The 25,247-nt window shown below is 66.3% G+C and carries 16 protein-coding genes; 13 read left to right on the top strand and 3 right to left on the bottom strand.

Annotation, left to right across the window (positions count from 1 at the left end):
- The 3 genes from J3U95_RS10105 (at window position 1) to J3U95_RS10095 (ending at window position 5,143) form a co-directional block, all read left to right on the top strand.
- Window positions 1-2,709, top strand: coding sequence for a DUF4118 domain-containing protein (locus J3U95_RS10105; RefSeq protein ID WP_208278463.1), 2,709 nt, complete (start codon window positions 1-3; stop codon window positions 2,707-2,709).
- A complete protein-coding gene (gene kdpE / locus J3U95_RS10100) occupies window positions 2,702-3,397 on the top strand; it encodes a two-component system response regulator KdpE (RefSeq protein ID WP_208278462.1) in 696 nt (231 codons plus the stop codon). The genes J3U95_RS10105 and kdpE overlap by 8 nt, the downstream gene beginning before the upstream one ends.
- Window positions 3,398-3,508: 111 nt before the next feature.
- Complete coding sequence (locus J3U95_RS10095) at window positions 3,509-5,143, top strand: M28 family peptidase (RefSeq protein ID WP_208278461.1); 1,635 nt, start codon at window positions 3,509-3,511, stop codon at window positions 5,141-5,143.
- A gap of 13 nt (window positions 5,144-5,156) precedes the next feature.
- On the opposite strand, the gene J3U95_RS10090 is transcribed toward J3U95_RS10095, so the two are convergent.
- Window positions 5,157-7,727 (bottom strand): hybrid sensor histidine kinase/response regulator, encoded by a 2,571-nt coding sequence (locus J3U95_RS10090; protein ID WP_370662057.1) that lies wholly within the window; start codon window positions 7,725-7,727, stop codon window positions 5,157-5,159.
- An 89-nt stretch (window positions 7,728-7,816) separates the two neighbouring features.
- Window positions 7,817-8,347 (bottom strand): GNAT family N-acetyltransferase, encoded by a 531-nt coding sequence (locus J3U95_RS10085; protein WP_208278460.1) that lies wholly within the window; start codon window positions 8,345-8,347, stop codon window positions 7,817-7,819.
- Between the two features lie 251 nt (window positions 8,348-8,598).
- On the opposite strand from J3U95_RS10085, the gene J3U95_RS10080 reads away from it, so the two are divergent.
- The 4 genes from J3U95_RS10080 to J3U95_RS10065 all read left to right on the top strand — a co-directional run bounded on the left by J3U95_RS10080 (window position 8,599) and on the right by J3U95_RS10065 (window position 14,546).
- The gene (locus tag J3U95_RS10080) at window positions 8,599-9,069 is read left to right on the top strand and encodes a chemotaxis protein CheW (protein WP_208278459.1); all 471 of its coding nucleotides are present in this window, start codon (window positions 8,599-8,601) and stop codon (window positions 9,067-9,069) included.
- A gap of 13 nt (window positions 9,070-9,082) precedes the next feature.
- A complete protein-coding gene (locus J3U95_RS10075; RefSeq protein WP_208278458.1) occupies window positions 9,083-10,768 on the top strand; it encodes a methyl-accepting chemotaxis protein in 1,686 nt (561 codons plus the stop codon).
- A gap of 215 nt (window positions 10,769-10,983) precedes the next feature.
- On the top strand, window positions 10,984-12,684 hold the full coding sequence (locus J3U95_RS10070; RefSeq protein ID WP_208278457.1) for a methyl-accepting chemotaxis protein: 1,701 nt from the start codon (window positions 10,984-10,986) through the stop codon (window positions 12,682-12,684).
- 221 nt (window positions 12,685-12,905) lie between these two features.
- Window positions 12,906-14,546 (top strand): methyl-accepting chemotaxis protein, encoded by a 1,641-nt coding sequence (locus J3U95_RS10065; RefSeq protein ID WP_208278456.1) that lies wholly within the window; start codon window positions 12,906-12,908, stop codon window positions 14,544-14,546.
- A 98-nt stretch (window positions 14,547-14,644) separates the two neighbouring features.
- Here the strand turns inward: J3U95_RS10065 and J3U95_RS10060 are convergent, their stop codons facing one another.
- Window positions 14,645-15,679, bottom strand: coding sequence for a porin (locus J3U95_RS10060; protein WP_208278455.1), 1,035 nt, complete (start codon window positions 15,677-15,679; stop codon window positions 14,645-14,647).
- 618 nt (window positions 15,680-16,297) lie between these two features.
- Here J3U95_RS10060 and J3U95_RS10055 point away from each other — a divergent pair.
- The 6 genes from J3U95_RS10055 (at window position 16,298) to J3U95_RS10030 (ending at window position 25,236) form a co-directional block, all read left to right on the top strand.
- Window positions 16,298-19,003: a TonB-dependent receptor gene (locus J3U95_RS10055; RefSeq protein WP_208278454.1), complete on the top strand. Its 2,706-nt coding sequence runs from the start codon at window positions 16,298-16,300 to the stop codon at window positions 19,001-19,003.
- Window positions 19,004-19,015: 12 nt separating this feature from the next.
- On the top strand, window positions 19,016-20,368 hold the full coding sequence (locus J3U95_RS10050; protein WP_208278453.1) for an MFS transporter: 1,353 nt from the start codon (window positions 19,016-19,018) through the stop codon (window positions 20,366-20,368).
- 20 nt (window positions 20,369-20,388) lie between these two features.
- Window positions 20,389-21,339, top strand: a complete 951-nt coding sequence (locus J3U95_RS10045; RefSeq protein WP_208278452.1) for a glycoside hydrolase family 43 protein — start codon at window positions 20,389-20,391, stop codon at window positions 21,337-21,339.
- A 25-nt stretch (window positions 21,340-21,364) separates the two neighbouring features.
- Window positions 21,365-22,420 (top strand): aldose epimerase family protein, encoded by a 1,056-nt coding sequence (locus J3U95_RS10040; protein ID WP_208278451.1) that lies wholly within the window; start codon window positions 21,365-21,367, stop codon window positions 22,418-22,420.
- A complete protein-coding gene (locus J3U95_RS10035; protein ID WP_208278450.1) occupies window positions 22,417-23,298 on the top strand; it encodes an SMP-30/gluconolactonase/LRE family protein in 882 nt (293 codons plus the stop codon). Before J3U95_RS10040 ends, J3U95_RS10035 begins: the two co-directional genes overlap by 4 nt.
- Window positions 23,299-23,493: 195 nt before the next feature.
- On the top strand, window positions 23,494-25,236 hold the full coding sequence (locus tag J3U95_RS10030; RefSeq protein ID WP_208278449.1) for an IlvD/Edd family dehydratase: 1,743 nt from the start codon (window positions 23,494-23,496) through the stop codon (window positions 25,234-25,236).
- Window positions 25,237-25,247 lie beyond the last annotated feature (11 nt).

Genomic DNA, 25,247 nt, shown 5'->3' with positions numbered 1-25,247 from the left:
ATGCCGCACGACCAACAGCGACCCGATCCCGATGCCTTGCTCGCCCAAATGCGCGAGGACGAGCGGCGCGCCGCGCGCGGCCGCTTGCGCATCTACTTCGGCGCCTCGGCCGGCGTCGGCAAGACCTACGCCATGCTGCAGGAAGCGAGAAAGCTGCAGGCCGAAGGGAAGGCGCCGCTGGTCGGCGTGATCGAGACCCACGGCCGTGCGGAGACGGCGCGCCTGCTCGACGGCCTCGAACTGCTGCCGCGGCGCCGCATCGACTACCGCGGCCGGCGGCTCGACGAGTTTGACCTCGACGCCGCCCTGGCGCGCGCGCCTTCCATCATCCTGGTCGACGAGCTGGCGCATTCCAATGCGCACGGCTCGCGCCATCCCAAGCGCTGGCAGGACGTCGAGGAACTGCTCGATGCCGGCATCGACGTGCTCACCACGGTCAATGTCCAGCACCTGGAGAGCCTGAACGACGTCGTTGGCGGCATCGCCGGCATCCGCGTCGCCGAGACGGTGCCGGACCGGGTGTTCGACGCGGCCCATGAGGTGATCATGGTCGACCTGCCGGCCGACGCGCTCCTGGCGCGCCTGAAGGAAGGCAAGGTCTACCAGCCGCAGCAGGCCGAACGCGCGGCCGGCAATTTTTTCAGGAAGGGCAACCTGATCGCGCTGCGCGAGCTGGCGCTGCGCCGCACCGCCGACCGGGTCGAAGGCGACGTGCGCGCCTGGCGCGAGCAGCAGTCGATCGATGCGATCTGGAAGACCGGCGCCGGCCTGCTGGTGTGCGTCGGGCCGGGAACGCTCGCCGAGCATGTGGTCAGGAGCAGCGCGCGCATGGCGTCCCAGCTCGGCGCCGGCTGGCATGCGGTGTACGTCGAGACGCCGCGCCTGGCCCGGCTGCCGGACGCCGCGCGCCGGCGCGCCATGGACACGCTCGCGTTGGCGGACAGCCTGGGCGCCACTACCGCCGTGCTGTCGGGGGACGACGTCGCGGCCCTCACCCTGGAATACGCGCGCGACCACAACCTGTCGCGCATCGCGCTGGGCCGTTCGGGTTCACCTTGGCCCTGGCGTCGCCGCACCGCGCGCCGCCTGGCGCGCCAGGCGGCCGGCGTCGACCTGGTCGAGATCGGCCAGCCGGCGGCGGCGCCCACTCCCCCGGCTTCCCCCGATGCGCCGCCACGGACCCGGCCACCATTGCTGCCGCATTTTCTTGCGGCCGGCGCCAGCATCCTGACGGCGATCCTGGCCACCCCGCTGCGGCCCTGGCTCGACCCGGTCAATATCGTCATGCTGTTCCTGCTGGTGGTGCTCTTGACGGCGATCCGCTTCGGGCGCGCGCCTTCGGTCACCGCCACCTGCGTCGGCGTGGCTGCCTTCGACTTCTTCTTCGTGCCGCCGCGCTTCGATTTCGCCGTCACCGACGTCCAGTACCTGGTCACCTTCAGCGTGATGCTGGCGGTGGGCCTGATCACCGGCCACCTGGCCGCCGGCCTGCGCTTCCAGGCGCGCGCCGCCGGCGAGCGCGAACGGCGGGTGCGCGCGCTGTACGAGTTCGCGCGCGAACTGTCCGGCGTGCTGGCGGCCTCGCAGGTGTTCGAGTCGAGCCGCGCCGTGATCCAGAACGCCTTCGGCGCCCAGGCCACCCTGCTGGTGCCGGATGCAGAAGGGCGGCTCGGTATGCCGCCGGCGGACGACGGTGGCCCGGCCGCCACGCTTCCAGCGAACGTCGATCCGGGTGTGGCGCAATGGGCCTTCGACCATGCGCAGCCGGCCGGTCTCGGCACCGATACCTTGCCGGCCAGTCCCTTGTTCTACCTGCCGCTGGTGGCGCCGATGCGCACCCGCGGCGTGCTGGCGATCGCGCCGGAAGGCGGGCGCTGGGTGCTTGCGCCCGAGCAGCGCCGCCAGCTCGACGCGCTGGCGGCGCTGGCCGCGATCGCGCTCGAGCGCGTGCACTACGTGGAGGTGGCCCAGGCCGCGCTGGTGAACATGGAGTCGGAGCGCCTGCGCAATTCGCTGCTGGCGGCCCTGTCGCACGACTTGCGCACGCCGTTGACGGCCCTGGTCGGGCTATCGGAATCGCTGCTTCGCGGCGAGGCGCTGCCGGACGCGCCGCGCGCATTGGCGCAGTCGCTGCACGACGAGGCAGTGCGCATGGGCACCCTGGTCGCCAACCTGCTCGACATGGCGCGCATCGAGAGCGGGGAAGTGCGCTTCAACCTGGAATGGCAGGCGCTGGAAGAAGTGGTCGGCAGTGCGCTGCGCGCCTGCGGCGCTGCCTTGCGCAATCATGGCGTCGCGGTGCGCCTGCCTTCCGATCTGCCCCTGGTGAAATTCGATGCGGTGCTGATCGAGCGGGTGCTGTGCAACCTGGTCGAGAATGCCGCAAAATATACGCCAAGCGGCGCGCGCATCGAGATCGCGGCCAGCCGGCGCGGCGCCTGGATCGACGTCACGGTCCATGACGACGGTCCGGGCCTGCGCCCGGGCAGCGAGGAAGCGATCTTCGAGAAATTCACGCGCGGCGAACGCGAGTCGGCCTTGCCCGGCGTGGGGCTGGGCCTGGCGATCTGCCGCGCGATCGTGGAGGCGCACGGCGGCACGATCCGGGCCTGCGACTCGCCGCTGGGCGGCGCCGGCTTCGTGTTCTCGCTGCCGGCCGGGACGCCGCCCGCGTTCGACATGCCTTCGATGGAAAGAGACGATGACTGATGCCCCCTGCGCCTTGCTGGTCGAGGACGAACCGCACATCCGCCGCTTCGTGCGCGCCGCCCTGGAGCAGGAGGGCTGGCAGGTGCACGAGTCGGTGAGCATGGGGCGGGGCCTGATCGACGCCGGCACGCGCCGGCCCGACCTGGTGGTGCTCGACCTCGGCCTGCCCGACGGCGACGGCATCGACTTCATCCAGGACGTGCGCAAGTGGTCGACGGTGCCGATCATCGTGCTGTCGGCGCGCGTGGCCGAGGGAGAAAAGATCCGCGCGCTCGACGCCGGCGCCGACGACTATCTGACCAAGCCCTTCGGCACCGGCGAACTGCTGGCGCGCGTGCGCGCCACCTTGCGCCGCCAGCGCCAGGCTGGCGCCGCTGGCGATGGTACGATCCATTTCGGCGACGTGACCGTCGACCCGCAGGCGCGCGCGGTCACCCGCAACGGCGAACATGTGCACCTGACGCCGACCGAGTACCGCCTGCTGTCGGTGCTGGCCGCTAACGCCGGCCGAGTGATGACCAATCCCCAGTTGCTGCGCGCCGTCTGGGGACCGGGGCATGCGGAGAGCGGCCACTACCTGCGCATCTATATGGGCCACCTGCGCCACAAGCTCGAAGCCGATCCGGCCCAACCGCGTCACCTGTTGACCGAAACCGGCGTGGGCTACCGGCTGTGGCTGGGGCAGTGAGCGTATGAAGACTGCCTGGCGCTTCCTCCGGGCGTCATCGCAGGGTGACCGACAATATGGAGCGCTATTGGTTTAAGATGGTCTTTTTCACCACACCGTCACGGAACATCGATGCGACTTCATCCCCTTGCCCTGGCCGCCAGCGCCGTCGTCCTCACCCTGTCACAGGCAGCGCATGCCCAGCAGCCGTCCGCCATTTCCGAAACCGCGCTGCGCGCGCACCTGTCGTTCCTGGCCGATGACCTGCTCGAAGGCCGCGGCACCGGCCAGCGCGGCGGCGACCTGACGGTGCGCTACCTCGAGACCCAGGCCGCCCTGATCGGCCTGAAGGAGATCCCCGGCGGCGGCTATCGCCAGAAGGTCGAGATCGAGGGCAGCAAGCTGGTCGAGGGCAGCGCCACCTTCACTGCCGGCGGCAAGACCATCAAGCCGGAACTCGGCAAGGGCATCGTGATGGGCACCAGGAGCGGCAAGGAGAACGTGGCCTTCGACGCGCCGCTGGTCTTCGTCGGCTACGGCGCCGCCGCGCCGGAAGAAAACTGGGACGACTACAAGGGCCTGGACGCCAAGGGCAAGATCCTGGTCATGATGGTCGACGATCCGCAGCCCACCGCCGAGGAACCGAACCGTTTCGCCGGCAAGGCCTATACCTGGTACGGCCGCTGGGTCTATAAATTCGAGGAAGCCGCGCGCCGCGGCGCCGCCGGCGTGCTGCTGATCCACACCACGCCGTCCGCCTCGTATCCGTGGAGCGTGCCGGCCAACGGCTTCGGCAACGAGCGCTTCGGCCTCAAGGGCAACGGCAATCCGATGGAGGGCTGGCTGCACGAAGACACCGCGCGCGAACTGTTCGCCGCCGGCGGCCATGACCTCGACAAGCTGCGGGCCCAGGCCGAACGGCGCGACTTCCGCCCGGTCGACCTGAAGGTGGCCGCGAAGGTCGCGCTGCGCTCGACCATCCGCCCGGTGGAACAGTTCAACGTGGTCGGCATCGTGCCCGGCAGCGACCCGAAGCTGAAGGAGCAGGCCGTGGTTTACTCCTCGCACTGGGATCACATGGGCATGATCGACGCCAAGCCCGGCGACGACCCGCAGGCCGACCGCATCTACAACGGCGCGATCGACAATGCATCCGGCACCGCCGCGCTGCTGGCGATGGCGGCCGAAGCCGTCAAGAAGCCGGCCAAGCGCACCCAGATCTTCCTGTGGCCGGCGGCCGAGGAGCAGGGGCTGCTGGGCGCCGCCGCCTACGTCGCCAAGCCGGTGTGGCCGCTCGCGCAGACCGCCGCCGACCTGAACCTGGACAGCCTGAACTTCGTGGGCCGCACCAAGGACATCGGCGTGGCCGGCGCCGAGCGCAGCTCGCTGTACGAAACCTCGCAGCAGGTGGCGAAATCGATGGGCCTGAAGATCGCGCCGGCCGTGCCCGACCTGTCGGGCGCCTACTTCCGCGCCGACCACTTCGCCTTCGCGAAGGCGGGCGTCCCGGCCTTCAACGTGGGTTCGGCCGTGTTCTCGGGCGACGGCCACTTCGAGTTCGAGCACCACCAGCACGAGTCGAGCGCCAACATCAAGGGTTTCAAGGAGCACTACCACCAGGTCAGCGACGAGTACCAATCGGAATGGGACCTGTCGGGCATGGTGCAGCAGGCCCAGTTCACGCTCAACCTCGGCTATGCGGTGGCCAATGCGCCGGCCATGCCGACCTGGAAGAAGGGCGAGGCCTTCGGCAGCGTAAAACGCTGATTCGAACGTCGGGCTAGGCGGCGCCGGCCGCCGCCAGGATTTTTTCAAGCTCGCCCATGTCGACCGGCTTCACCAGGTGATGGTCGAAACCGGCGTTGCGGCTGGCCTCGCGGTCCTGGGCCTGGCCGTAACCGGTGACCGCCACCAGCAGCGCCCCTGAGGTGGCCGGCAGCGCGCGCAGGCGGCGCGCCAGTTCGTGGCCGTCCATGCCGGGCAGGCCGATGTCGAGCAGGCAGGCGTCGGGCGCGAACGTCTCGGCGCGCGCCAGCGCCGCGAACGGGTCGTGCTCGACCGCGACTTCGTGGCCGGCGGCGCCGACGTACATCGCCAGCACCTGGGCCGCGTCGACGTTGTCGTCCACCACCATCACCTTCAGGGCGGGCGCCGACGTCGCCGTCGCCGCGTCGAACCCGGCGTCGGGCGCGCCGGCCCGGCGCTCGGCGCAGCGCGGCAGGGTCACCGTGAAGGTGCTGCCCTGGCCCTGGCCGGGACTCTCCACCGCCACGCTGCCGCCGTGCAGCTGGACCAGGCTGCGCACCAGCGCCAGCCCGATGCCCAGGCCGCCCTGGGTGCGGTCCGGCGTGCGCTCGCCCTGCACGAACATCTCGAAGGCGCGATCCAGCTCGTGCGGCAGCATGCCGATGCCGTTGTCGGCCACCACGATGCGCAAGGTCTTCTCGTCGAGTTCGAGCGCGACCCTCAGCTCGCCTGCTGCCTGCGTGAACTTGACCGCGTTGTGCAGCAGGTTGCCGACCACCTGCACCAGGCGCTTGCGATCGCCCATCACCCAGGCCGGCGCCGGCAGCAGTTCCGTCTGCAGATGGTGCCGCTTCTGGCGCAGCGGTTCGCCCACCTGTTCCAGCGCCTCCAGCACCACTTCGTTGATGTCGATGCGGGCCTTGGACAAGGCCACCAGGCCACGCGTCACGCGCGACACGTCCAGCAGGTCGTCGACCAGGCCGGCCATATGGCGCGCCTGGCGCGCGATGATGGCGCTGATCTGGCGCGTGCGTGCCGGATCGAGATTGTCCTGGCCCAGCAACTGGGCGCCGGAGGCGATCGGCGCCAGCGGGTTTCTCAGCTCGTGCGCCAGCATGGCCAGGAATTCGTTCTTGCGGCGGTCGGCTTCGCGCAATCCTTCCTCGGCGTTGACGCGGTCGGTGACGTCCTGGATGGTGCCGCGCACCGCCGTCACCCGGCCCTCGGCGTCGTGCACCGCTTCGCAGTGCAGGTCGATCCAGATGCGGTGGCCATCGCCGTGCAGCACCTGCAGCTGCAGGCGGCCATTGCCGCCGTCGCGCTCCAGCTCTCGCAGCAGGACGTCGACTTTTTCCCACGACTCCTCGGGCAGCACGGTGCCGCGCTGCTGCGCGTAGGGCGGCAACTCGCGCCCGTAGATGTAAGGCACCGATTCGGAGGTCTCGACCGCGCCGGTGGCCAGCGTCAGATGCCAGGTGCCGAAGCGCGCCATGCGGTGCGCGTCGCGCAGCTCGGCTTCCTTGACCGCCAGCGCCTGGGCGCGCTCGCCCAGCAGGCGCGATGCGGCGCCGATCGCCTCGGCCACTTCGGCGGTCTCCTTGACGTAGGTCTGGGTGAAGCGCGGCGGATCTTCTCCCTTGCCCAGGGCCACCGCCGGCGCGGTGAGGCCCTGGACCGAACTGGCCAGCCGCCCGCCGATCTGCCAGGCCAGCCACAGGCCGATCGCGAACAGCAGGGTGACGCCGGTCAGGAGCGCCGCCAGCGGCTCGAACAGGGTCTGGTTCAGGTTCGCGCGCGGCACGCCGATCGCCACGTGCCAGCCGGTGGTGCGCGAGCGCGAATAGAAGGTCAGGAGGGTCGTGCCTTCCTGCGAGACCGAGGGCACGATCCCTTCGCGCGCGTTTTGAAGGGCGCGGTACAGCGGATCGGTGACGCGCTTGCCGACGAATAGTTCGGGGCTGAGGTTGCGCGCGAAGATGATGCCGGCGGCGTCGACCACCGAGGCGCGCGCGCCGTCCGCCACCGCCTTCGGCGAGAGCATGTCGTCGAAGTAGCCGGGCCGCACCCCGACGCTCAGCACGTAGGCGACCTGGCCGTCGACCAGCACCGGGACGTCGAGGCTGACTGTGGGACGCTTGAGCACCGCGCTGGTGAACACGTTCGAGACCGAAGGCTTGCCGTTGGCGAATACGGATGCCAGCTGCTCGGTGGGTTCGATCGGGAGGTTGGCGCCATAGGGACGGCTGGTGTTGAAGATCTGCTGTCCGCTGCGGTCGCGCAGGACGGCGCTCATGTCCGGACCGGCCAGTTGCAGGGCTTCGCGCGCCTGGCGGTGCGCGCGCTCGAAATCGGCGCTTTGCAGCGCATCGAAGGTGGACAGGGTCTGGGCGATCGCCTGCGCCTGCAGCAGCTTGCTGTCGACGGTGTGCACCAGCGCGCGCACGGTCTGCATGGTGTTGCGTTCGTACTGGGCGCGGCTCTTGCGGTATTGGTCGATGAACAATAGCGACGCGCCGACCACGCCCGGCAGCAGGGTCGCCAGGACGAGCCAGAGCAGGTAGGCCCGCAGCGGCCTGCGGGTCATGGTGGAGGAGGCGCCAGTCACATTGCTTTCCAGAACGTTCAAGTGAGCGATTCTACGCGTAAACGGATCGATCCACACTGGCGTTCGTGTGGGCGCGTGGCGCCGTGGAGTCAGCGGCGGGTGCGGTGGAACAAGGTCTTGTAGTAGATGACCGTCGCGTGCCAGCGGCCGTTGGGCGTGCAGGCATATTCGGGCAATTCTCCTGCCCGCTGGTAGCCGCACTTCCAGTACAGCGCTTCGGCGTCGGAGCCGGCCGCCGTATCGAGGAACAGCAGGCCACGGCGCAGCGCCAGCGCCTCGATTTCGAGCGCCTGCATCAGGGCGGTGCCGATACCCTGGCGGCGCTCGGTACAGTGCACCAGCACCTTCTGCACCTCGGCGCGGTTGGCGCCGTTGGGTTTCATGCACAGGTCGAGCTGGGCGCTGCCGACGATCGCGCCGCCGCGCTCGGCCGCCAGCAGCACGCGCCGTCCCGCGCCGACCTCGTCCGCCACTCCCTGCCAGTAGGCGTCCAGCAGTTCCTGATCCAGTCCGTTGAGAAAGCCCAGCGAATGGCCATCGGCGACGGCGTCGAGCAGCAGCGTGGCCAGTTGCGGCCTGAATTCGGCGATTGCGCGCGGGTCGAGTCGGCGGATGATCATGAAGGGCTCCTGGTTAAGTGAAAGGGCGCCGGCGCGGCGGAATCTTATTTCCTAAGCACAATGTATGCCAATAAACATGGGGCGTCATCGACATGCGGGTCAAACACGTTGCAACCGCGCCATAGTTAGCACGGAAAATCAGAAAAATTTACAGTTCTTGACAGTTGTCCATCGACAGCGAGAAGTGCCGCTTGTACTGTATTTCCTGTCAGAAATTCAAACAATCCGGTCAAACTGGAAAAGAGGAAAAGATGGAAGCGAGCAACGAAAACGAGGTGCTGTCTTTCCGCCTCGGAAAGGAAGAATACGCGATCAGCATCCTGAAGGTGCAAGAGATCCGTGGCTACGAAACCCCGACCCGCCTGGCCAGCGCACCCGACTACCTGAAGGGCATCATCAACCTGCGCGGCGCCATCGTTCCGATCGTCGACATGCGCCTGAAGTTCGGCATCGGCGAGCCGGTGTATGACGCTTTCACGGTGGTGATCATCCTGAACATCGAGCATCACGTGATCGGCATGGTGGTCGACAGCGTCTCGGACGTGGTGACCCTGAGCCCGGACCAGGTCCGGCCCGCCCCCGAGATGCAGGCCACGCTGGACGGCAACTGCCTGCTCGGCCTGGGCACCGTGGACGAGCGGATGCTGATCCTGCTCGATATCGACAAACTGATGCAGTCCGACGAGCTCGGACTCGTGGCCGCGCTGCCGCGCGCTGCCTGAGAGAGAAACCACCATGAAACTCGCAAACCTGAATATCGGAAAACGGCTCGCCCTGGGCTATGGAGTGATCTGCGCCATGCTGGTGGCGATGATCGTGATGAGTAACGCGATGCTGGGCCGGATCAATGCCGGCACCGACGAGATCGTCCACGGCCGGATGCCGCGCATCGAGCTGACCAACAGGATGCAGGCCGAGGTCAACGACATCGCGATCGCGCTGCGCAATATGATGCTGAGCAGCGACGCGGCGGACCATGCGCGCCAGGTGGATGCCATCATGACGTCGCGTAAGGCGATCGACGATATCCTGGTCCAGATGAAGGATGCGCTGGCCAACCCGAAAGCGGTCGAGCTGCTCGAACAGATGAGCAAGGAAGCCGCGCTGTACAAGACGGGCCAGGATGCGATGATCAAGCACATCGCCGCCGGCGACACGGAGGCGGCGCACGCGCTGCTGTCGGACGACTTGCGTCCGCTGCTGCGGCGGCTCAAGCAGGCGACCGGCGAACAGATCGCGCTGCAGAACGAGATCGCCAGCCAGGCGGCGCTCGAGGCCGAGGCCACCTACCGCAGCACCAGCATGCTGATGTGGGGCCTGGGCGGCGCCGCCCTGGCGCTGGCGGCCCTGGTGGCATGGCTGATCACCCGTTCCATTACGCAGCCCCTGGGGCGTGCGCTGGAAGTGGCCAATACCGTGGCCGCCGGCGACCTCACCAGCCGCATCGAGGTCACCACGCGCGACGAGACCGGCCAGCTGCTGCAGGCGCTCAAGACCATGAACGAGAGCCTGGCGCGCACCGTCGGCACCGTGCGCGTGGGCACCGATACCATCGCGGTGGCGGCCGGCCAGGTGGCGGTCGGCAGCCAGGACCTGTCGAGCCGCACCGAGCAGCAGGCCTCGGCGCTGGAAGAAGCGGCATCCTCGATGGAAGAGCTGACCTCGACCGTGCGCCAGAACGCCGACAATGCGCGCCAGGCCAATGTGCTGGCCGACGCCGCATCGAGCGTGGCGGCCCGCGGCGGCGCCGTGATCGCGCAGGTGGTGGGCACCATGGATGCGATCAACGCCTCGTCGAGCAAGATCAACGACATCATCGGCGTCATCGACGGCATCGCCTTCCAGACCAATATCCTGGCGCTGAATGCGGCGGTGGAGGCGGCGCGCGCCGGCGAGCAGGGCCGCGGCTTTGCGGTGGTGGCGAGCGAGGTGCGCAACCTGGCCCAGCGCTCGGCGGCGGCGGCCAAGGAGATCAAGGGGCTCATCGGCGACTCGAGCGGCAAGGTGGCCGACGGCAGCCGCTTGGTGGCCCAGGCCGGCGCCACGATGGTGGAGATCGTCGACAGCGTGCGCCGCGTGACCGACATCATGGGCGAGATCAGTTCGGCCAGCCTGGAGCAGACCGAGGGCATCGAGCAGATCAACGTGGCGGTGGCGCAGATGGACGAGGGCACGCAGCAGAACGCGGCCCTGGTCGAGGAAGCGGCGGCCGCGGCCGCGGCGCTGCGCGAGCAGTCGACCCGGCTGGCGCAGGCGGTGGCGGTGTTCCGGATCGACGGCGAGCAGATGCTGGCGGCGTCGACCGCTTCGGTGGACGTGGCGCCGGTGCGGCCAGTGCTGGGCTTGAGCAAGGCGCCCGCGCGACCGGCTGCGGCGAAACCGAAGGTGACAGTGAACGCGGGCGAGTGGGAAGAATTCTGATTCGCCGGACGTGTTCATCGAGGCAGGCTGCGGCCTGCCTTTTTTTTGACCGTGGGTTTCGGTCCACGAAAAACTTGCTATCCGTCTATAAATATCGCCTTTGCATCCATAACCTGCCTTTATTGAAGTCTGTACATCGCCAGCAAGAATATCTGACTTTAACCTTTTTCAAATTGGAAATAGGTATTAACTTTTTATAAAGTCGGATCAAATTTATGAAACTGCAGAACCTCAACATCGGCAAGCGACTGGGCCTCGGCTTCGGCGCCATCGGCCTGATGCTGGTCTTGATGCTGGGCCTGAGCAACGTCATGCTCGCCCGCGTCAATGACGGCACCCGCCTGCTCGTCACCAACCGCATCCCCGTCATCGAACTGACCGCACGGCTCGAATCCGAAAACAACAATATCGCGATCGCCCTGCGCAATATGATGCTCAACGCCGATGCCGCCGACCGCCAGAAGCAGGTCGACCAGATCATGGCTTCGCGCAAGATCATGGACGAGATGCTGGCCGCGCTGCGCAGCACGATCGTCACGCCCCAGGGGCGCGAGATCCTGGATCGGATGGACGGCGCGAGCGCCAGCTACCTGGCCGGCCAGGAGCAGCTGCTCAAGCTGATCGCCGCCGGCGACGATGAAGGCGCCCGCACCTATCTGGCGCGCGAACTGCGCCCGGTCCTGGCCCGGCTAAAGGGCGCCACCGCCGAGCAGATCAAGCTGCAGAAGGAGCGCAGCGTGCGCGCCGGCATCGAGGCCGAAGACACCTACCGCAGCACCACCTGGCTGATGTCGATCGTGGGCGCGCTGGCGCTGGCGCTGGCCGCCGTGGTGGCATGGTCGATCACGCGCTCGATCACCCGGCCCATGCAGCGCGCGCTGGAGGTGGCCAATACCGTCGCCGCGGGCGACCTCACCAGCCGCATCGAGGTCACCACGCGCGACGAAACGGGCCAGCTGCTGCAGGCGCTGAAGACCATGAACGAGAGCCTGGCGCGCACCGTCGGCACCGTACGCGTGGGCACCGATACCATCGCGGTCGCCGCCGCCCAGGTGGCGTCGGGCAGCCAGGACCTGTCGAGCCGCACCGAGCAGCAGGCTTCGGCGCTGGAAGAAACCGCCTCGTCGATGGAAGAACTGACCTCGACCGTCAAGCAGAACGCCGACAACGCGCGCCAGGCCAACAAGCTGGCCGAATCGGCATCGAACGTTGCCGCGCGCGGCGGTGAAGTGATCCACCAGGTGGTGCACACCATGGACCAGATCAACGCCTCGTCGACCAAGATCACCGACATCATCGGCGTGATTGACGGCATCGCCTTCCAGACCAATATCCTGGCGCTGAATGCGGCGGTCGAAGCGGCCAGGGCCGGCGAGCAGGGCAGGGGCTTTGCCGTTGTGGCGAGCGAAGTGCGCAACCTGGCCCAGCGCTCGGCCGCGGCGGCCAGGGAGATCAAACAGCTCATCGGCGATTCGAGCGGCAAGGTGGCCGATGGCAGCCGGCTGGTGGCCGAGGCGGGCGCGACGATGCAGGAGATCGTCGAGAGCGTACGCCGCGTGACCGACATCATGGCCGAGATCAGCGCCGCCAGCCAGGAGCAAACCGCCGGCATCGAACAGATCAACGGCGCGGTGGCGCAGATGGACGAAGGCACGCAGCAGAATGCCGCCCTGGTGGAAGAAGCGGCCGCGGCGTCGGCCTCGATGCAGGAGCAGGCGGCCAGGCTGGCACAGGCGGTGGGAGTGTTCCGGATCGATGGCGAACAGGCGCGGGCGGCGGCCCCGCAGCGTGTCATGGTGGCGCCGCAGCGCGTGCCGAGGGCCGCACCGAGGGTCGTGCCGGCACGGACGGCTGCGCAGCCGGCAGCGTCCAGGAACAAGGCGTCCGTCGCATCGGGCGAATGGGAAGAGTTCTGAGTTTTGGAGACTGAGAAGACAACGGCAAGCCTTGGCTTGCCGTTTTTTTTGTCATATTTGACATTAGTGGTGTCATAAAATTTGCATATCGTCCAGAAAACGTAACAATCAGGCCAATACCCGCATTTTGTTATCGTGCACACATCGTCATAGTCCGCACTAGAACTTACTCTAATTTCCGATTTGCAATATCTATTATTAGACTGGAAAGAGGAGCACACATGAAGTTAGCAAACCTGAGTATCGGCAAGCGCCTGGCGCTGGGTTTCGGCGCCGTCAGCCTGATGCTGGTGCTGATCAGCGCCCTGAGCAACGCCTCCATCCTGCGCCTGAACAACGGCACCAGGGAGATCGTCGAGCACCGCATCCCGGCCATCGAGATGAGCAACCGGATCGACGCCCAGATCAACATCATCGCCATCTCCGTCCGCAATATGATGCTCAACGCCGATCCGGCCGACCGCGGGCAGCAGATGCAGGCGATCGACAACGCGCGCAAGGTGATGACCACGACCCTGGCCGAGATCGAGCCGACCCTGATGGCGCACGCCGAATCGATCGGCATCCTGCGCCGCATGGAAGCGGCCAGCGCCAGCTACCTGGCCGGCGCCGACCAGCTGGTCAAGCTGATCCAGGCAGGCGAGGACGAGCAGGCCAGGGCTTATCTGGTCAATGAGCTGCGTCCGCGCCTGGCTGCCCTGCAGGAGGCCACCGCCGCCGAACTGACATTGCAAAAGCAGTTCAGCACGGCGGCGGCGCAGGACGCGACCGCGACCTACGGCAGCACCATCCGCCAGACCTGGGGCCTGGGGCTGTTCGCGCTGGCGCTGGCCGCGGGCATCGCCTTCTGGATCACGCGCTCGATCACGCGACCGGTGGCGCGCGCGCTGGAAGTGGCCAATACCGTTGCCGCGGGCGACCTCACCAGCCGCATCGAGGTCACCACCCGCGACGAAACGGGCCAGCTGCTGCAGGCCCTGAAGACCATGAACGAAAGCCTGGCGCGCACCGTCGGCGCCGTGCGCGCCGGTACCGACACCATCGCGGTGGCGGCCGAGCAGGTCGCCGCCGGCAGCCTGGACTTATCAAGCCGCACCGAGCAGCAGGCCGGCGCGCTGGAAGAAACCGCGTCGTCGATGGAAGAGCTGACCTCGACCGTGCGCCAGAACGCCGACAATGCGCGCCAGGCCAACAAGCTGGCCGAATCGGCGTCCGGCGTGGCCGCGCGCGGCGGTGACGTCATCCACCAGGTGGTCGACACGATGGACGAGATCCAGGCTTCTTCCAGCAAGATCAGCGACATCATCGGCGTCATCGACGGCATCGCCTTCCAGACCAATATCCTGGCGCTGAATGCGGCGGTGGAAGCGGCGCGGGCCGGCGAGCAGGGACGTGGCTTCGCAGTGGTGGCGACCGAGGTGCGCAACCTGGCCCAGCGCTCGGCGGCGGCGGCCAAGGAAATCAAGGTGCTGATCGGCGACTCGAGCGACAAGGTGGCCAATGGCAGCCGCTTGGTGGCCCAGGCCGGCGCGACGATGGAGGAGATCGTCGACAGCGTGCGCCGCGTGACGGACATCATGGCCGAGATCAGTGCGGCCAGCCTGGAGCAGACCGCCGGCATCGAGCAGATCAACGGCGCGGTGGCGCAGATGGACGAAGGCACGCAGCAGAACGCGGCCCTGGTGGAGGAAACCGCCGCCGCATCGAATGCGATGCAGGAGCAGGCGTCCAAGCTGGCGCAGGCGGTGGCGGTATTCCGGATCGCCGCCGGTCCGGTAGTCGAAGCGCCAAGGTCCGTCGGCCACGCGCCGGCGCGCAAGCGTCCGGCGGTCAGCGGCCCTGCGGCGGCGCCGGCGTTCTAAAGAAACCGAACGACCAAAGAAAAACGGCAAGCCGCTAGGCTTGCCGTTTTTTTGCGCTTCAAGCCAGGTGGCGAGCACCCGGCTTGAGACAACGTCGATTAGAACGAGTGACGCACGCCGATGTTGTAGACCTGTGGGTCCGAACCGAAGGCGTTTGCAGGCATGGCGATCGGGCTGCCCGAGCCGGCCAGCGAGAACACGCCGGTGCTGTTGTTGCGCAGCTTGGCGTACGAAGCGTACACGTTGGTGCGCTTCGACAGGGTGTAGGTGTAGGCCAGGGTGATTGCCTTGCCTTCTGCATCGCCGACTTCCTGCTCTTGCTGCTGGTAGTTCAGGTAGACGCGGTTGGCGCCGAAGCCGTACGACACGCCGGCGTTCATCTGCTCGTACTTGTTGTTGATGCCGCCAGCCAGTTCCGGATCCGAAGCCAGGTAGCCGCCGCGGATTTCGAAGTCGCCGAACTTGTAGCCCAGGCCGACGCCGTATTCCTTGCTGTCGCCCGATGGCAGGTCTTCCTTGTTCTGATAGGCGGCGCCGACGTAGAAGCCTGCGTTCGCGTATTCCAGCGACACGCCGGTGATGTCGCCGGTGTCTTGCGTGGCGGTCTCGTTACGCTCGCCGGCGCCGTAGGCTGCGCGCAGGGTGAAGCCGTTCAGGGCGTTGCTCTGGTAGTTGACCGAGTTGTCCAGGCGGCGGGTCAGGCGGGTAGCGCTGAATGCAACCAGGTTCGAGCCGTAGAAGCCCTGGCCCAGGGTGTCCGAAGCGCTGGCGACGGCAGCGATCGGGCCGTATTCACGGCCGACGGTCACGGTACCGAAGGCGCCTTGCAGGCCGACCACGGCGCGGCGGTCGAACAGACGCGAGTTGGTCGCGCCGGTGTCGGCGGCGACAGCGGCTTCGATGTTGAACAGTGCTTTCAGGCCATTGCCCAGGTCTTCAGTACCGCGGAAGCCCAGACGGCTTGCCGACTGGGTGCCCGACGAAACGACGGTACGGCTGCTTTCGCCTGGCGCATCGGTGTTTTCGACGCCGATCGAGGCGTCGATCATGCCGTACATGGTGACGCTGGTTTGTGCTTGGGCGACCAGCGGCAGTGCCGACACGAGGGCGATGGCAAGAATTTTGTGCTTCATGGATGTCTCTCCAGTGTTTGTTTGTGAAATAGCCTATCCATGATGACATGCCAGACGGACATTTGTCATCGGTCCGCGCCCAATCGGAACGGGGTCGAAACCCCCAATTGACAAGCGCAGATCGTCCTTGTGTGACAGCGTTTTCATAGGAGAACCCTGTATTGGCGGGGTTTCCGGGAGAGGCGCAAAGGGGAGGGCGATGCTTACAAATTGTTGCCTAAAGTTAACTTATTGCGTTGCAATAACGCCACATATTCGCTCTTGACGCCTGTTGCAGTGCGCAATAACGGTGCGACCCCATGTCTGCTGGGGTACGGGAAGAAGCAGCCGGCGATACCTGTCGGGACACGGCGCCCGGCTGTTGCCGAACACAAACTGGCGATTCACATATTTGTCATTGCACTATGCATATGCGTTTTTTTTGCACCGCAGTAGTGCATCGCCATCGGCCAATCTGGCGCGATTTCGCGCATGGGACTTGACAGAAGCCTCGATACTTAAATCGGTATCGGAGCGCCAGAAAAATTGATTGGAACGTTCTCGATGCGCCGCCTACCATCATTGTCGAGCAGCATATAAATACAGCCGGATACCGGCATATAACGACAAAGGAGACATATGAAACGGTATGCACCGGGCTTCGTCACGCCCGTACTTTCCCCCGCCTCTCGTTCCTCCCACCGCCGCTTCGCCGTGCGCCCACTGCGCGCCACCGTCGCCGCCCTTGCCGGCGCCGGCTTGCTGAGCGCCGCCAGCGTGGGCGCCCAGGAAACCGTCCCCGCCGGCACCGCCGCGAGCGCGCCGTCGAATGTCGAAAACAATGGCGCCCGCGCCGAAGACGACCGCAACGCCGCCGTGGTGACGGTCACCGGCACCCGCCAGGCCGCCCAGAGCGCCCAGGCCATCAAGCGCAATGCCGAACAGCTGCTCGACTCCATCGTCGCCGACGACATCGGCAAGTTCCCCGACAAGAACGTGGCCGAGATCCTGGGCCGGGTGCCGGGCGTGCAGGTGATCCGCCAGAACGGCGAAGCCGGCAACGTCGTGATCCGCGGGCTGGGCGGCATCGTTACCCTGTACAACGGTCGCGAGATGTTCACCGCCGCCGGCCGCAGCCTGTTCCTGGCCGACGTGCCGGTGGCGATGCTGCAGCGGGTGGACGTCTATAAATCGCAGGGCGCCGACATGGTCGAAGGCGGCACCTCGGGCGTGATCGACGTGCGCACCAACCGTCCGTTCGACTTCAAGGGTTCCCAGGCCGCCTTCAATGTGCGCGGCGAGCACCGCGACAAGGCCGACAAGGTCGATCCGAACGTATCCAGCTTGCTGTCGAACCGCTGGAAGACCGGCGTCGGCGAGATCGGCGTGCTGGGCGGCCTGTCTTACCAGCGTGGCCGCTATCACGACGAAACCGCCTTCGTGGGCGAACCGCGCACCCTCGACAGCGGCGTGATCGGCGCGCCGTCGATGGGCCGGGTGATGACGGGCGGCGACCGCGAACGCCTGGCCGGCAACCTGTCGGTCCAGTGGCGGCCGACGCAAGACCTCGAGGTCTATGCCGAGAGCTTCTCGACCAGGATCGAGCACGATTCGCAGAGCATCTTCTTTGTTGGCGACCTGCCGATCAACAATCCGGGATCGACCGTCACCACGATGCCCGGCTCGAACTACCTGGGTTCGATCAGCCATCCGGACGTGAATACCTTCACCCTGAGCTCGACCCAGGCGCGGCGCGAGGTCGCCGAGACCCACCAGGCGGCGGTCGGCGCGATCTGGAAGGCGATGCCCGGCGTGCGCGTGAGTACCGAGCTGGTTCGCACGATCAGCAAGCACGGCATGAAGAACCCGATCCTGGACACCGTGATGGACCGCGCCAAGGCCATCCACGCCGAGGTGCGCGACGGCGGCGGCTACCTCGAGTACCCGGGCACCGATATGACGGACCCCGCCAACTGGACCATGTTCGCCCTGTTCGACAACCACAACCGCTCGCGCGGCGCCGCCAACGACTGGCGCGGCGACGTGGCCTGGACGCCGGAGAACGATGGCTTCTTCAGGGAACTCAGCGGCGGCGTGCGCTACGCCGAACGCGACGCCACCTTCGTCCACGAACTGAATGGCCACTCGCCGGCGCCAAATTTGTGGTCGCCGAACGCCGTCCGGGTGACCGACTTCCCGGGCCTGAACTGCACCAGCCCCAAGACCGGCGGCAACTACGGAATGAACCAGTTCTATGCGCCCTGCATGGATTACCTGCTGGATCACACCGGCGACATCCGCCAGGCGATCCGCGGCGACCGCGATCCGCGGCCGGACAATCCGCAATCGTTCTATGCCGACCGCGAAAAGACCAGCGCCATCTACCTGAAGGCCAACTTCGGCTTCGACGCCTGGTCGCTGCCGATCGACGGCACCGCCGGCCTGCGTTACGTAAAGACCAGGCAGCGCATCAGCGGCTTCTCGGCGCTCGAGGGCGTGGTGTCGCCGACCACGGTCTCGTCCACCACCAGCGACGTGCTCCCGAGCCTGTCGATGCGCGCGCACTTCAGGCCGGACCTGATCGGCCGCCTGTCGGCCAGCAAGGCGATCGAGCGCGCGCCGTTCGCCGACTTCAACCCAGGCCTGGCCCTGTTCCCGTCGACCACCACGACCCTGGCCACCGGCACCGCCGGCAACCCGAACCTCAAGCCGCAAGAGGCGCGCAACGTCGACGTGGCGCTGGAATGGTATTTCGCGCCGGCCGGCTCGATCACCGGCACGCTGTTCCAGCACGATTACGACAACTACCTGCGCCGCAGCGCGCGGCCCGAGGTGCACGATGGCGACACCTATAACGTCAGCCGTCCCTATAACGCGGTCGAGGGCAAGCTGAAGGGAGCTGAACTGGCCTACCAGCAGTTCTATACCCAGCTCCCGGGCTGGCTGGGCGGTCTTGGCATGCAGGCCAACGTGACCTGGATGGATGGCGGCCTGGCCGAGGCGGACGGCACCATCAATACCTTCGCCGGCATGTCCAAGCTGTCGGCCAACGTGGTCGCCCTGTACGAGTACGGCAAGTGGTCGGCGCGCCTGGCCTACAGCTGGCGCGACAAGTTCACCGCCGAGTACAACTACCGCGCGCTGCCATACAACATCGTCGTCGATCCGCTCAAGACCCTGGACGCTTCGGTGTCGTACAAGCTGACCGACAGCCTGACCCTGACCCTGGACGGCAGCAACCTGCTGGACCAGTCCTACCACGACTATCACAGCGTGCCGCAGCTGCCGCGCGACGTGCGCCGCTATGACCGGGTGGTGGGGCTGGCGCTCAGGTGGCGTAACTGAAGGGCGATGAACGTGCACACGCAAAAGCTCTCGACCCTCGAAAAAGTCGGTTTCGGCGCCGGCGACATGGCGCTCAATGTGGTGATCTCGTCGATGATGTTGATCATCACCTTCTTCTATACCGACATCTACGGCCTGCGCACGGCCGACCTGGCGGCGCTGTTCGTCGCCGTGAAAGTGGTGGGGGCGGTCGCCGACCTCGTGATGGGGCAGGTCAATGATGCGGTGCTGACGCGCTGGGGGCGCTACCGCCCATGGCTGCTGCTGCTCGCGCTGCCCTATGGCCTGTCGGTGTTCCTGGTATTCAGCACGCCCGACTGGGGCTATGACGCGAAGCTGGTCTGGGCCTACGCCAGCTACATCCTGATGACGCTGATGACGGCCGGCGTGGGCATCCCCTATATCTCGCTGATCAGCGGCCTGACGTCCGACCCGCAGCAGCGCCTGTCGGCCAACGGCTACCGCCTGTTCTTCGCCAAGGTCGGCGCCTTCATGGTGACCATCGTGGTGCCGCTGCTGGCCAATGAATGGGGCGGCGCCGATCCGGCGGCCGGCTACCAGGCCGCGATGGCGGTGATGGCGGCGGTGGGCGTGCTGCTGTTCGCCTTCTGCTTCTTCACCACCACCGAGCGCGTGGTGCACAAGGTCGAGAAGCAGCCTTTGACCGAGCAGGTGCGGGTGCTGATGCAGAACGACCAGTGGCTGATCCTGTGCGCCGTGTGCGTGACCGGCACCATCGGCTACGTGATCCGCGGCTCGGTGGCGATCTACTACGCCAAGTACTATTTGCACGGCGATACCGCCACCGTCTCGGCGTTTCTGTCGACCGGCGTGGCGGCGGCGATCCTGGCCATGGTGGTGTCCACCTGGACCACCAAGTTCTATTGCAAGGTCAAGCTGTTCCGCAATTCTCAGATCATGGTCGCGGTGCTCAGCCTGATGCTCTACTTCCTGGTGCAGCCCGGCGACATGGCGCTGGCCTTCGCGCTGTACTTTTTATTGTCGCTGGTGGTCGACCTGCATGCGCCGGTGTTCTGGTCGGCGATTGCCGAGACCATCGACTATGGCCAGGTCAAGACCGGCAAGCGCGTCTCGGGCTTCGCCTTCGGCGGCATCTCGGTGTGCCAGAAGGCCGGCATGGCCATCGCCGGCGGCCTGGTCGGGGTGCTGCTCGACGTGTTCCAGTACCAGCCGAACCAGGAGCAATCGGCGCTGGCGCTGCAGGGCATCGCGCTGATGCTGTCGGTGATCCCGGGATTCTTTCACTTCCTGATGGGGCTCCTGATGTTCAAGTACCGGATCAGTGACGACTATTACAGCGCCGTCAAGGAAGACATGCGCGCCCAGGGCTACGCCACCACCTGAATCACGAATCGAGAAACCACATGCCAGAGACGATCCTGACACCCCTGATCGAGCAACGCGCCGATCCCTATATCTACAAGCACAGCGACGGCTATTACTATTTCACGGCCTCGGTCCCGCTGTACGACCGCATCGAACTGCGCCGCGCCACCACCATCGACGGCCTGGCGAAGGCGCCGACGGTCGACGCCTGGGTCAAGCCCGATACCGGCCCGTATTCCGAGCTGGTGTGGGCGCCCGAGCTGCACTTCAACGAGGGCGCCTGGTACGTCTACTTCGCCGCCGCCCCGAGCCGCGAGATCAAGCACCAGCTGTTCCAGCACCGCATGTACGCGATCCGCAACACCAATGCCAATCCGATGGAAGGGGAGTGGGAATTCATGGGCCAGGTGGACACCGGCATCGACAGCTTCTGCCTGGACGCCACCACTTTCACCCACAAGGGCCGGCTGTATTACCTGTGGGCGCAGAAGGACTATGAGATCGAGGGTAATTCGAATCTCTACATCGCGCCGATGAAGACGCCGTGGCAGATCGAGGGCAAGCCGGTCCTGCTCAGCAAGCCGGAACACGACTGGGAAACCATCGGCTTTCGTGTCAACGAGGGCCCGTCGGTGTTGCGCCGCAACGGCAAGATCTTCATCAGCTACTCGGCCAGCGCCACCGACCACAATTACGCAATGGGCCTGCTGTGGGCCGACGAGCATGCCGACCTGCTCGACCCGAACTCGTGGACCAAGTCGGCGCAGCCCGTTCTGCGGTCGTGCTACGATCACGGCGTCTATGGCCCGGGCCACAACAGCTTCACCTATGCCGAAGACGACGACACCGTCATGCTGGTCTACCACGCGCGCACCTATACCGAGATCGTCGGCGATCCGCTCTGGAATCCGGACCGCCACACCTTCGTGAAACCGCTGCGCTGGGACGAGCAGGGCATGCCGGTGTTCGGCCGTCCTTCCACTTATTGATGTGTCGATTGAGGATTCGAACAACGTGCAAACCGGTATCACGCAAGCGCCATTCGGCCAGCTGCCCGACGGCAGGCCCATCACCCAGTTCACGCTGACCAACGCCAGGGGCATGGTGGCGAAGATCATCGACTATGGCGGCGTCATTACCGCGCTGCATGCGCCGGACCGCGACGGCAACTTCGCCGACGTGGTGCTGGGTTTCGATACGCTCGAACCCTATCGGACGGACAGCCCATATATAGGCGCGCTGATCGGCCGCTACGGCAACCGCATCCGGCACGGGCGCTTCACGCTCGACGGCCAGGAAGTCCAGCTGCCTGTCAATAACGGCAGCAACCATTTGCACGGCGGGCCGGATGGTTTCGACCGCGTCAAGTGGGAAGCGACGGTCATCGGTGCCAGCCTGCGCCTGGAATATCGCAGCGTCGATGGCGAGATGGGCTATCCCGGCAACCTCGATGCGACCGTCACCTACACGCTCAACGACGATAACGAGCTGGTAGTGTCTTTCCACGCCGTCACCGACAAGGCGACCCCGGTCAACCTGACCCAGCACAGCTATTTCAACCTGGCCGGCGACGGCGACATCCTTGGCCACGTCCTGAGCATCGAAGCCGACACTTTCGTGGCCATCGATGCCGAATCGATCCCGACCGGCGAACTGACGCCGGTGACGGGCACGCCATTCGACTTCCGCATGCCGCGTCCGATCGGCGAGCGCATCGGCCAGCCGGACAAGCAGCTGCGCCATGGCGGCGGCTACGACCATAACTTCGTGCTCAACAAGCCTCAGGACAAGGCCTTGAGCCGGGCGGCGCGCGCGGTCGATCCGGGCTCGGGACGGGTGCTGGAACTGTGGACCGAGGAGCCGGGCGTGCAGTTCTACAGCGGGAACTTCCTCGACGGCTCGCTCGCTGGCAAGGGCAGGACCTACCAGCACCGCAGCGGCTTTTGCCTGGAACCGCAGCATTTCCCGGATTCGCCGAACCAGCCGCACTTCCCGAACGTGATCCTGCGCCCGGGCCAGGTGTACCAGACCGAGTCGCGCTTCCGCTTCCTGGTGGAGCCGGGCGCATGATGGACGTGCTGCTCGACGCCGGGCACGAGCTCGGCGAATGCGTGCTGTGGTGCGAGCGCACGGGCCGGCTGCTGTGGACCGACATCCCGGCCGCCACCCTGTGGTCGCATTCGCCGTCCAGCGGGCGCACCGTCTCCTGGCGCATGCCCGAGCGCCTGTGCAGCTTCGCGCTCACCGGCAGCGACGACCGCCTGCTGCTGGGGCTTGCCTCCGGCCTGGCCTTCTTCACTTTCTCGACCGGCAAGGTCACGCGCATCTGTGACGTCGAAGCGGACAATCCGTCGACGCGCCTGAACGATGGACGCTGCGACCGCCAGGGGCGCTTCGTGTTCGGCATGTTCAACCAGGACGAGAATCCGAAACGCGCGGTGGGCGGCTTCTATCGCCTGAACCTCGACCTGTCGCTCGAGTCGCTGCCATTGCCCCATGCGGCGATTGCCAACAGCATCTGCTTCAGCCCCGACGGCCGCCGCATGTATTTCGCCGACTCGCAGGAGAAGGCCATCCTGTACGCCGACTACAACCCCTGCAGCGCGGAGGTCGGGCGGGTGCACACCTTCGTCGCGGCGGATGTCGCGCCGGGCGAGCCGGATGGTTCCACGGTCGATGCCGAGGGTTACCTGTGGAGCACGCGCTGGGGCGCGGGGCAGGTGATGCGCTTTGCACCAAGCGGCAGGCTGGATCGGGTGATCCCGCTGGCCGCGCCGCAGCCGAGCTGCCCGGCATTCGGCGGGCCGGATCTGTCGACCTTGTTCATCACCAGTGCCCACGTGGGCATGACGGCGGGCGACCGCGAGGCGGCGCCGCTATCGGGCGCGGTATTCCACCGGTCGATGGACGTGCGCGGCCTGCCCGAAGCGCGCTTTCTCCACCGCTGACCTTCAGTTGGGGCGGCCTTCGCCGCCCCATCTCCTGCCGATCCAATACGCTTATCGATACTAAAAACGGTATCGATGTCGCCAAAAATGTGATTGGAAAGTTATCTGGCTGGTCTTTACTATTACTCTCAGTAATCAGAAGACATGGGCCAGGGCTCGACGCCTCGCCCAGCCAAGAATAGACAGGAGAACTGCATGTCCGGGGAAAAGAAAAAGACGCCGTTGCGCTCGGCGGCGTGGTTCGGCACGCAAGACAAGAATGGCTTCATGTACCGCAGCTGGATGAAGAACCAGGGCATTCCCGACCACGAATTCCAGGGTAAACCGATCATCGGCATCTGCAACACCTGGTCCGAACTCACCCCGTGTAATGCCCATTTCCGCAAGCTGGCCGAACACGTCAAGCGCGGCATCCTGGAAGCCGGCGGCTTCCCGGTCGAATTCCCCGTGTTCTCGAACGGCGAATCGAACCTGCGGCCGACCGCCATGCTGACCCGTAACCTGGCGTCGATGGATGTCGAGGAGTCCATCCGCGGCAATCCGATGGACGCCGTGGTGCTGCTGGTCGGCTGCGACAAGACTACGCCGGCCCTGCTGATGGGCGCGGCCAGCGTCGACCTGCCGACCATCGTCGTCACCGGCGGCCCGATGCTCAACGGTAAACTGAACGGCAAGGACATCGGTTCCGGCACCGCCGTCTGGCAGCTGCACGAGCAGGCCAAGGCCGGCGCCATCACGATGCACGAATTTCTGTCGGCCGAAGCAGGGCACTCGCGTTCGGCCGGCACCTGCAACACCATGGGCACCGCGTCCACGATGGCCTGCATGGCCGAGGCGCTGGGCACCTCGCTGCCGCACAATGCGGCGATCCCCGCCGTCGACGCGCGGCGCTACGTGCTGGCCCATATGTCGGGCATCCGCATCGTCGAGATGGTGCACGAAGACCTGCGCATCTCGAAGATTCTCAAGCGCGAGAACTTCGAGAATGCGATCCGCGTGAACGCGGCCATCGGCGGTTCGACCAATGCCGTGATCCACCTGAAGGCGATCGCCGGCCGCGTCGGCGTGCCGCTCGAACTCGAGGACTGGACCCGCATCGGCAAGGGCACCCCGACCGTGGTCGACCTGCTGCCGTCGGGCCGCTACCTGATGGAAGAGTTCTATTACGCCGGCGGCCTGCCGGCGGTGATCCGACGCCTGGGCGAGGGCGGCCTGATTCCGAACAAGGATGCATTGACCGTCAACGGCAAGTCGCTGTGGGAGAACTGCTTTGACGCGCCGATCTACAACGACGAGGTGGTGCGCCAGCTGGACAATCCGCTGATCGCGGACGGCGGCATCTGCATCCTGCGCGGCAACCTGGCGCCGCGCGGCGCGGTGCTGAAGCCGTCGGCGGCGTCGCCGCATCTGATGCGGCACCGCGGCCGCGCGGTGGTGTTCGAGGACTTCGACCACTACAAGCAGCGCATCCTCGATCCCGACCTGGACGTGGACGAGAACTGCGTGCTGTTGATGAAGAACTGCGGGCCGAAGGGCTATCCGGGCATGGCCGAAGTGGGCAATATGGGCTTGCCGCCCAAGCTGCTGGCCAAGGGCATCACCGACATGGTGCGCATCTCGGACGCGCGCATGAGCGGCACCGCCTACGGCACCGTGGTGCTGCACGTGGCGCCGGAAGCGATGGCAGGCGGCCCGCTGGGCATCGTGCAGGATGGCGACATGATCCAGCTCGATTGCCATGCCGGCCTGCTCAACGTGGAGCTGAGCGATGAACAGATCCGCGCGCGGCTGGCGGATCGGGCCGAGAAGGCCGCGCCCGTGCAGCATAGCGGTTACCAGCGGCTGTACCTGGACCACGTGATGCAGGCCGATGAAGGGTGCGATTTCGACTTTCTCGTCGGGTGTCGCGGGTCGGCGGTGCCGAAGCATTCTCACTGAGTCGATGGGAA

Origin of the sequence: Massilia oculi, assembly GCF_017582745.1 — a bacterium.
Taxonomy (GTDB): Bacteria; Pseudomonadota; Gammaproteobacteria; order Burkholderiales; family Burkholderiaceae_D; genus Telluria; species Telluria oculi_A.
Note: the sequence above shows the minus strand (reverse complement) of the source record. Positions and strands in the feature narration are given on the sequence as shown.

Coding starts and splice junctions, on each gene's coding strand:
- J3U95_RS10085 (WP_208278460.1), bottom strand. CDS start 8,347: ATGATCATCCGCCGACTCGACCCGCGCGCAATCGCCGAATTCAGGCCG.
- J3U95_RS10075 (WP_208278458.1), top strand. CDS start 9,083: ATGAAACTCGCAAACCTGAATATCGGAAAACGGCTCGCCCTGGGCTAT.
- J3U95_RS10095 (WP_208278461.1), top strand. CDS start 3,509: ATGCGACTTCATCCCCTTGCCCTGGCCGCCAGCGCCGTCGTCCTCACC.
- kdpE (WP_208278462.1), top strand. CDS start 2,702: ATGACTGATGCCCCCTGCGCCTTGCTGGTCGAGGACGAACCGCACATC.
- J3U95_RS10060 (WP_208278455.1), bottom strand. CDS start 15,679: ATGAAGCACAAAATTCTTGCCATCGCCCTCGTGTCGGCACTGCCGCTG.
- J3U95_RS10035 (WP_208278450.1), top strand. CDS start 22,417: ATGATGGACGTGCTGCTCGACGCCGGGCACGAGCTCGGCGAATGCGTG.
- J3U95_RS10080 (WP_208278459.1), top strand. CDS start 8,599: ATGGAAGCGAGCAACGAAAACGAGGTGCTGTCTTTCCGCCTCGGAAAG.
- J3U95_RS10105 (WP_208278463.1), top strand. CDS start 1: ATGCCGCACGACCAACAGCGACCCGATCCCGATGCCTTGCTCGCCCAA.
- J3U95_RS10065 (WP_208278456.1), top strand. CDS start 12,906: ATGAAGTTAGCAAACCTGAGTATCGGCAAGCGCCTGGCGCTGGGTTTC.
- J3U95_RS10045 (WP_208278452.1), top strand. CDS start 20,389: ATGCCAGAGACGATCCTGACACCCCTGATCGAGCAACGCGCCGATCCC.
- J3U95_RS10070 (WP_208278457.1), top strand. CDS start 10,984: ATGAAACTGCAGAACCTCAACATCGGCAAGCGACTGGGCCTCGGCTTC.
- J3U95_RS10030 (WP_208278449.1), top strand. CDS start 23,494: ATGTCCGGGGAAAAGAAAAAGACGCCGTTGCGCTCGGCGGCGTGGTTC.
- J3U95_RS10055 (WP_208278454.1), top strand. CDS start 16,298: ATGAAACGGTATGCACCGGGCTTCGTCACGCCCGTACTTTCCCCCGCC.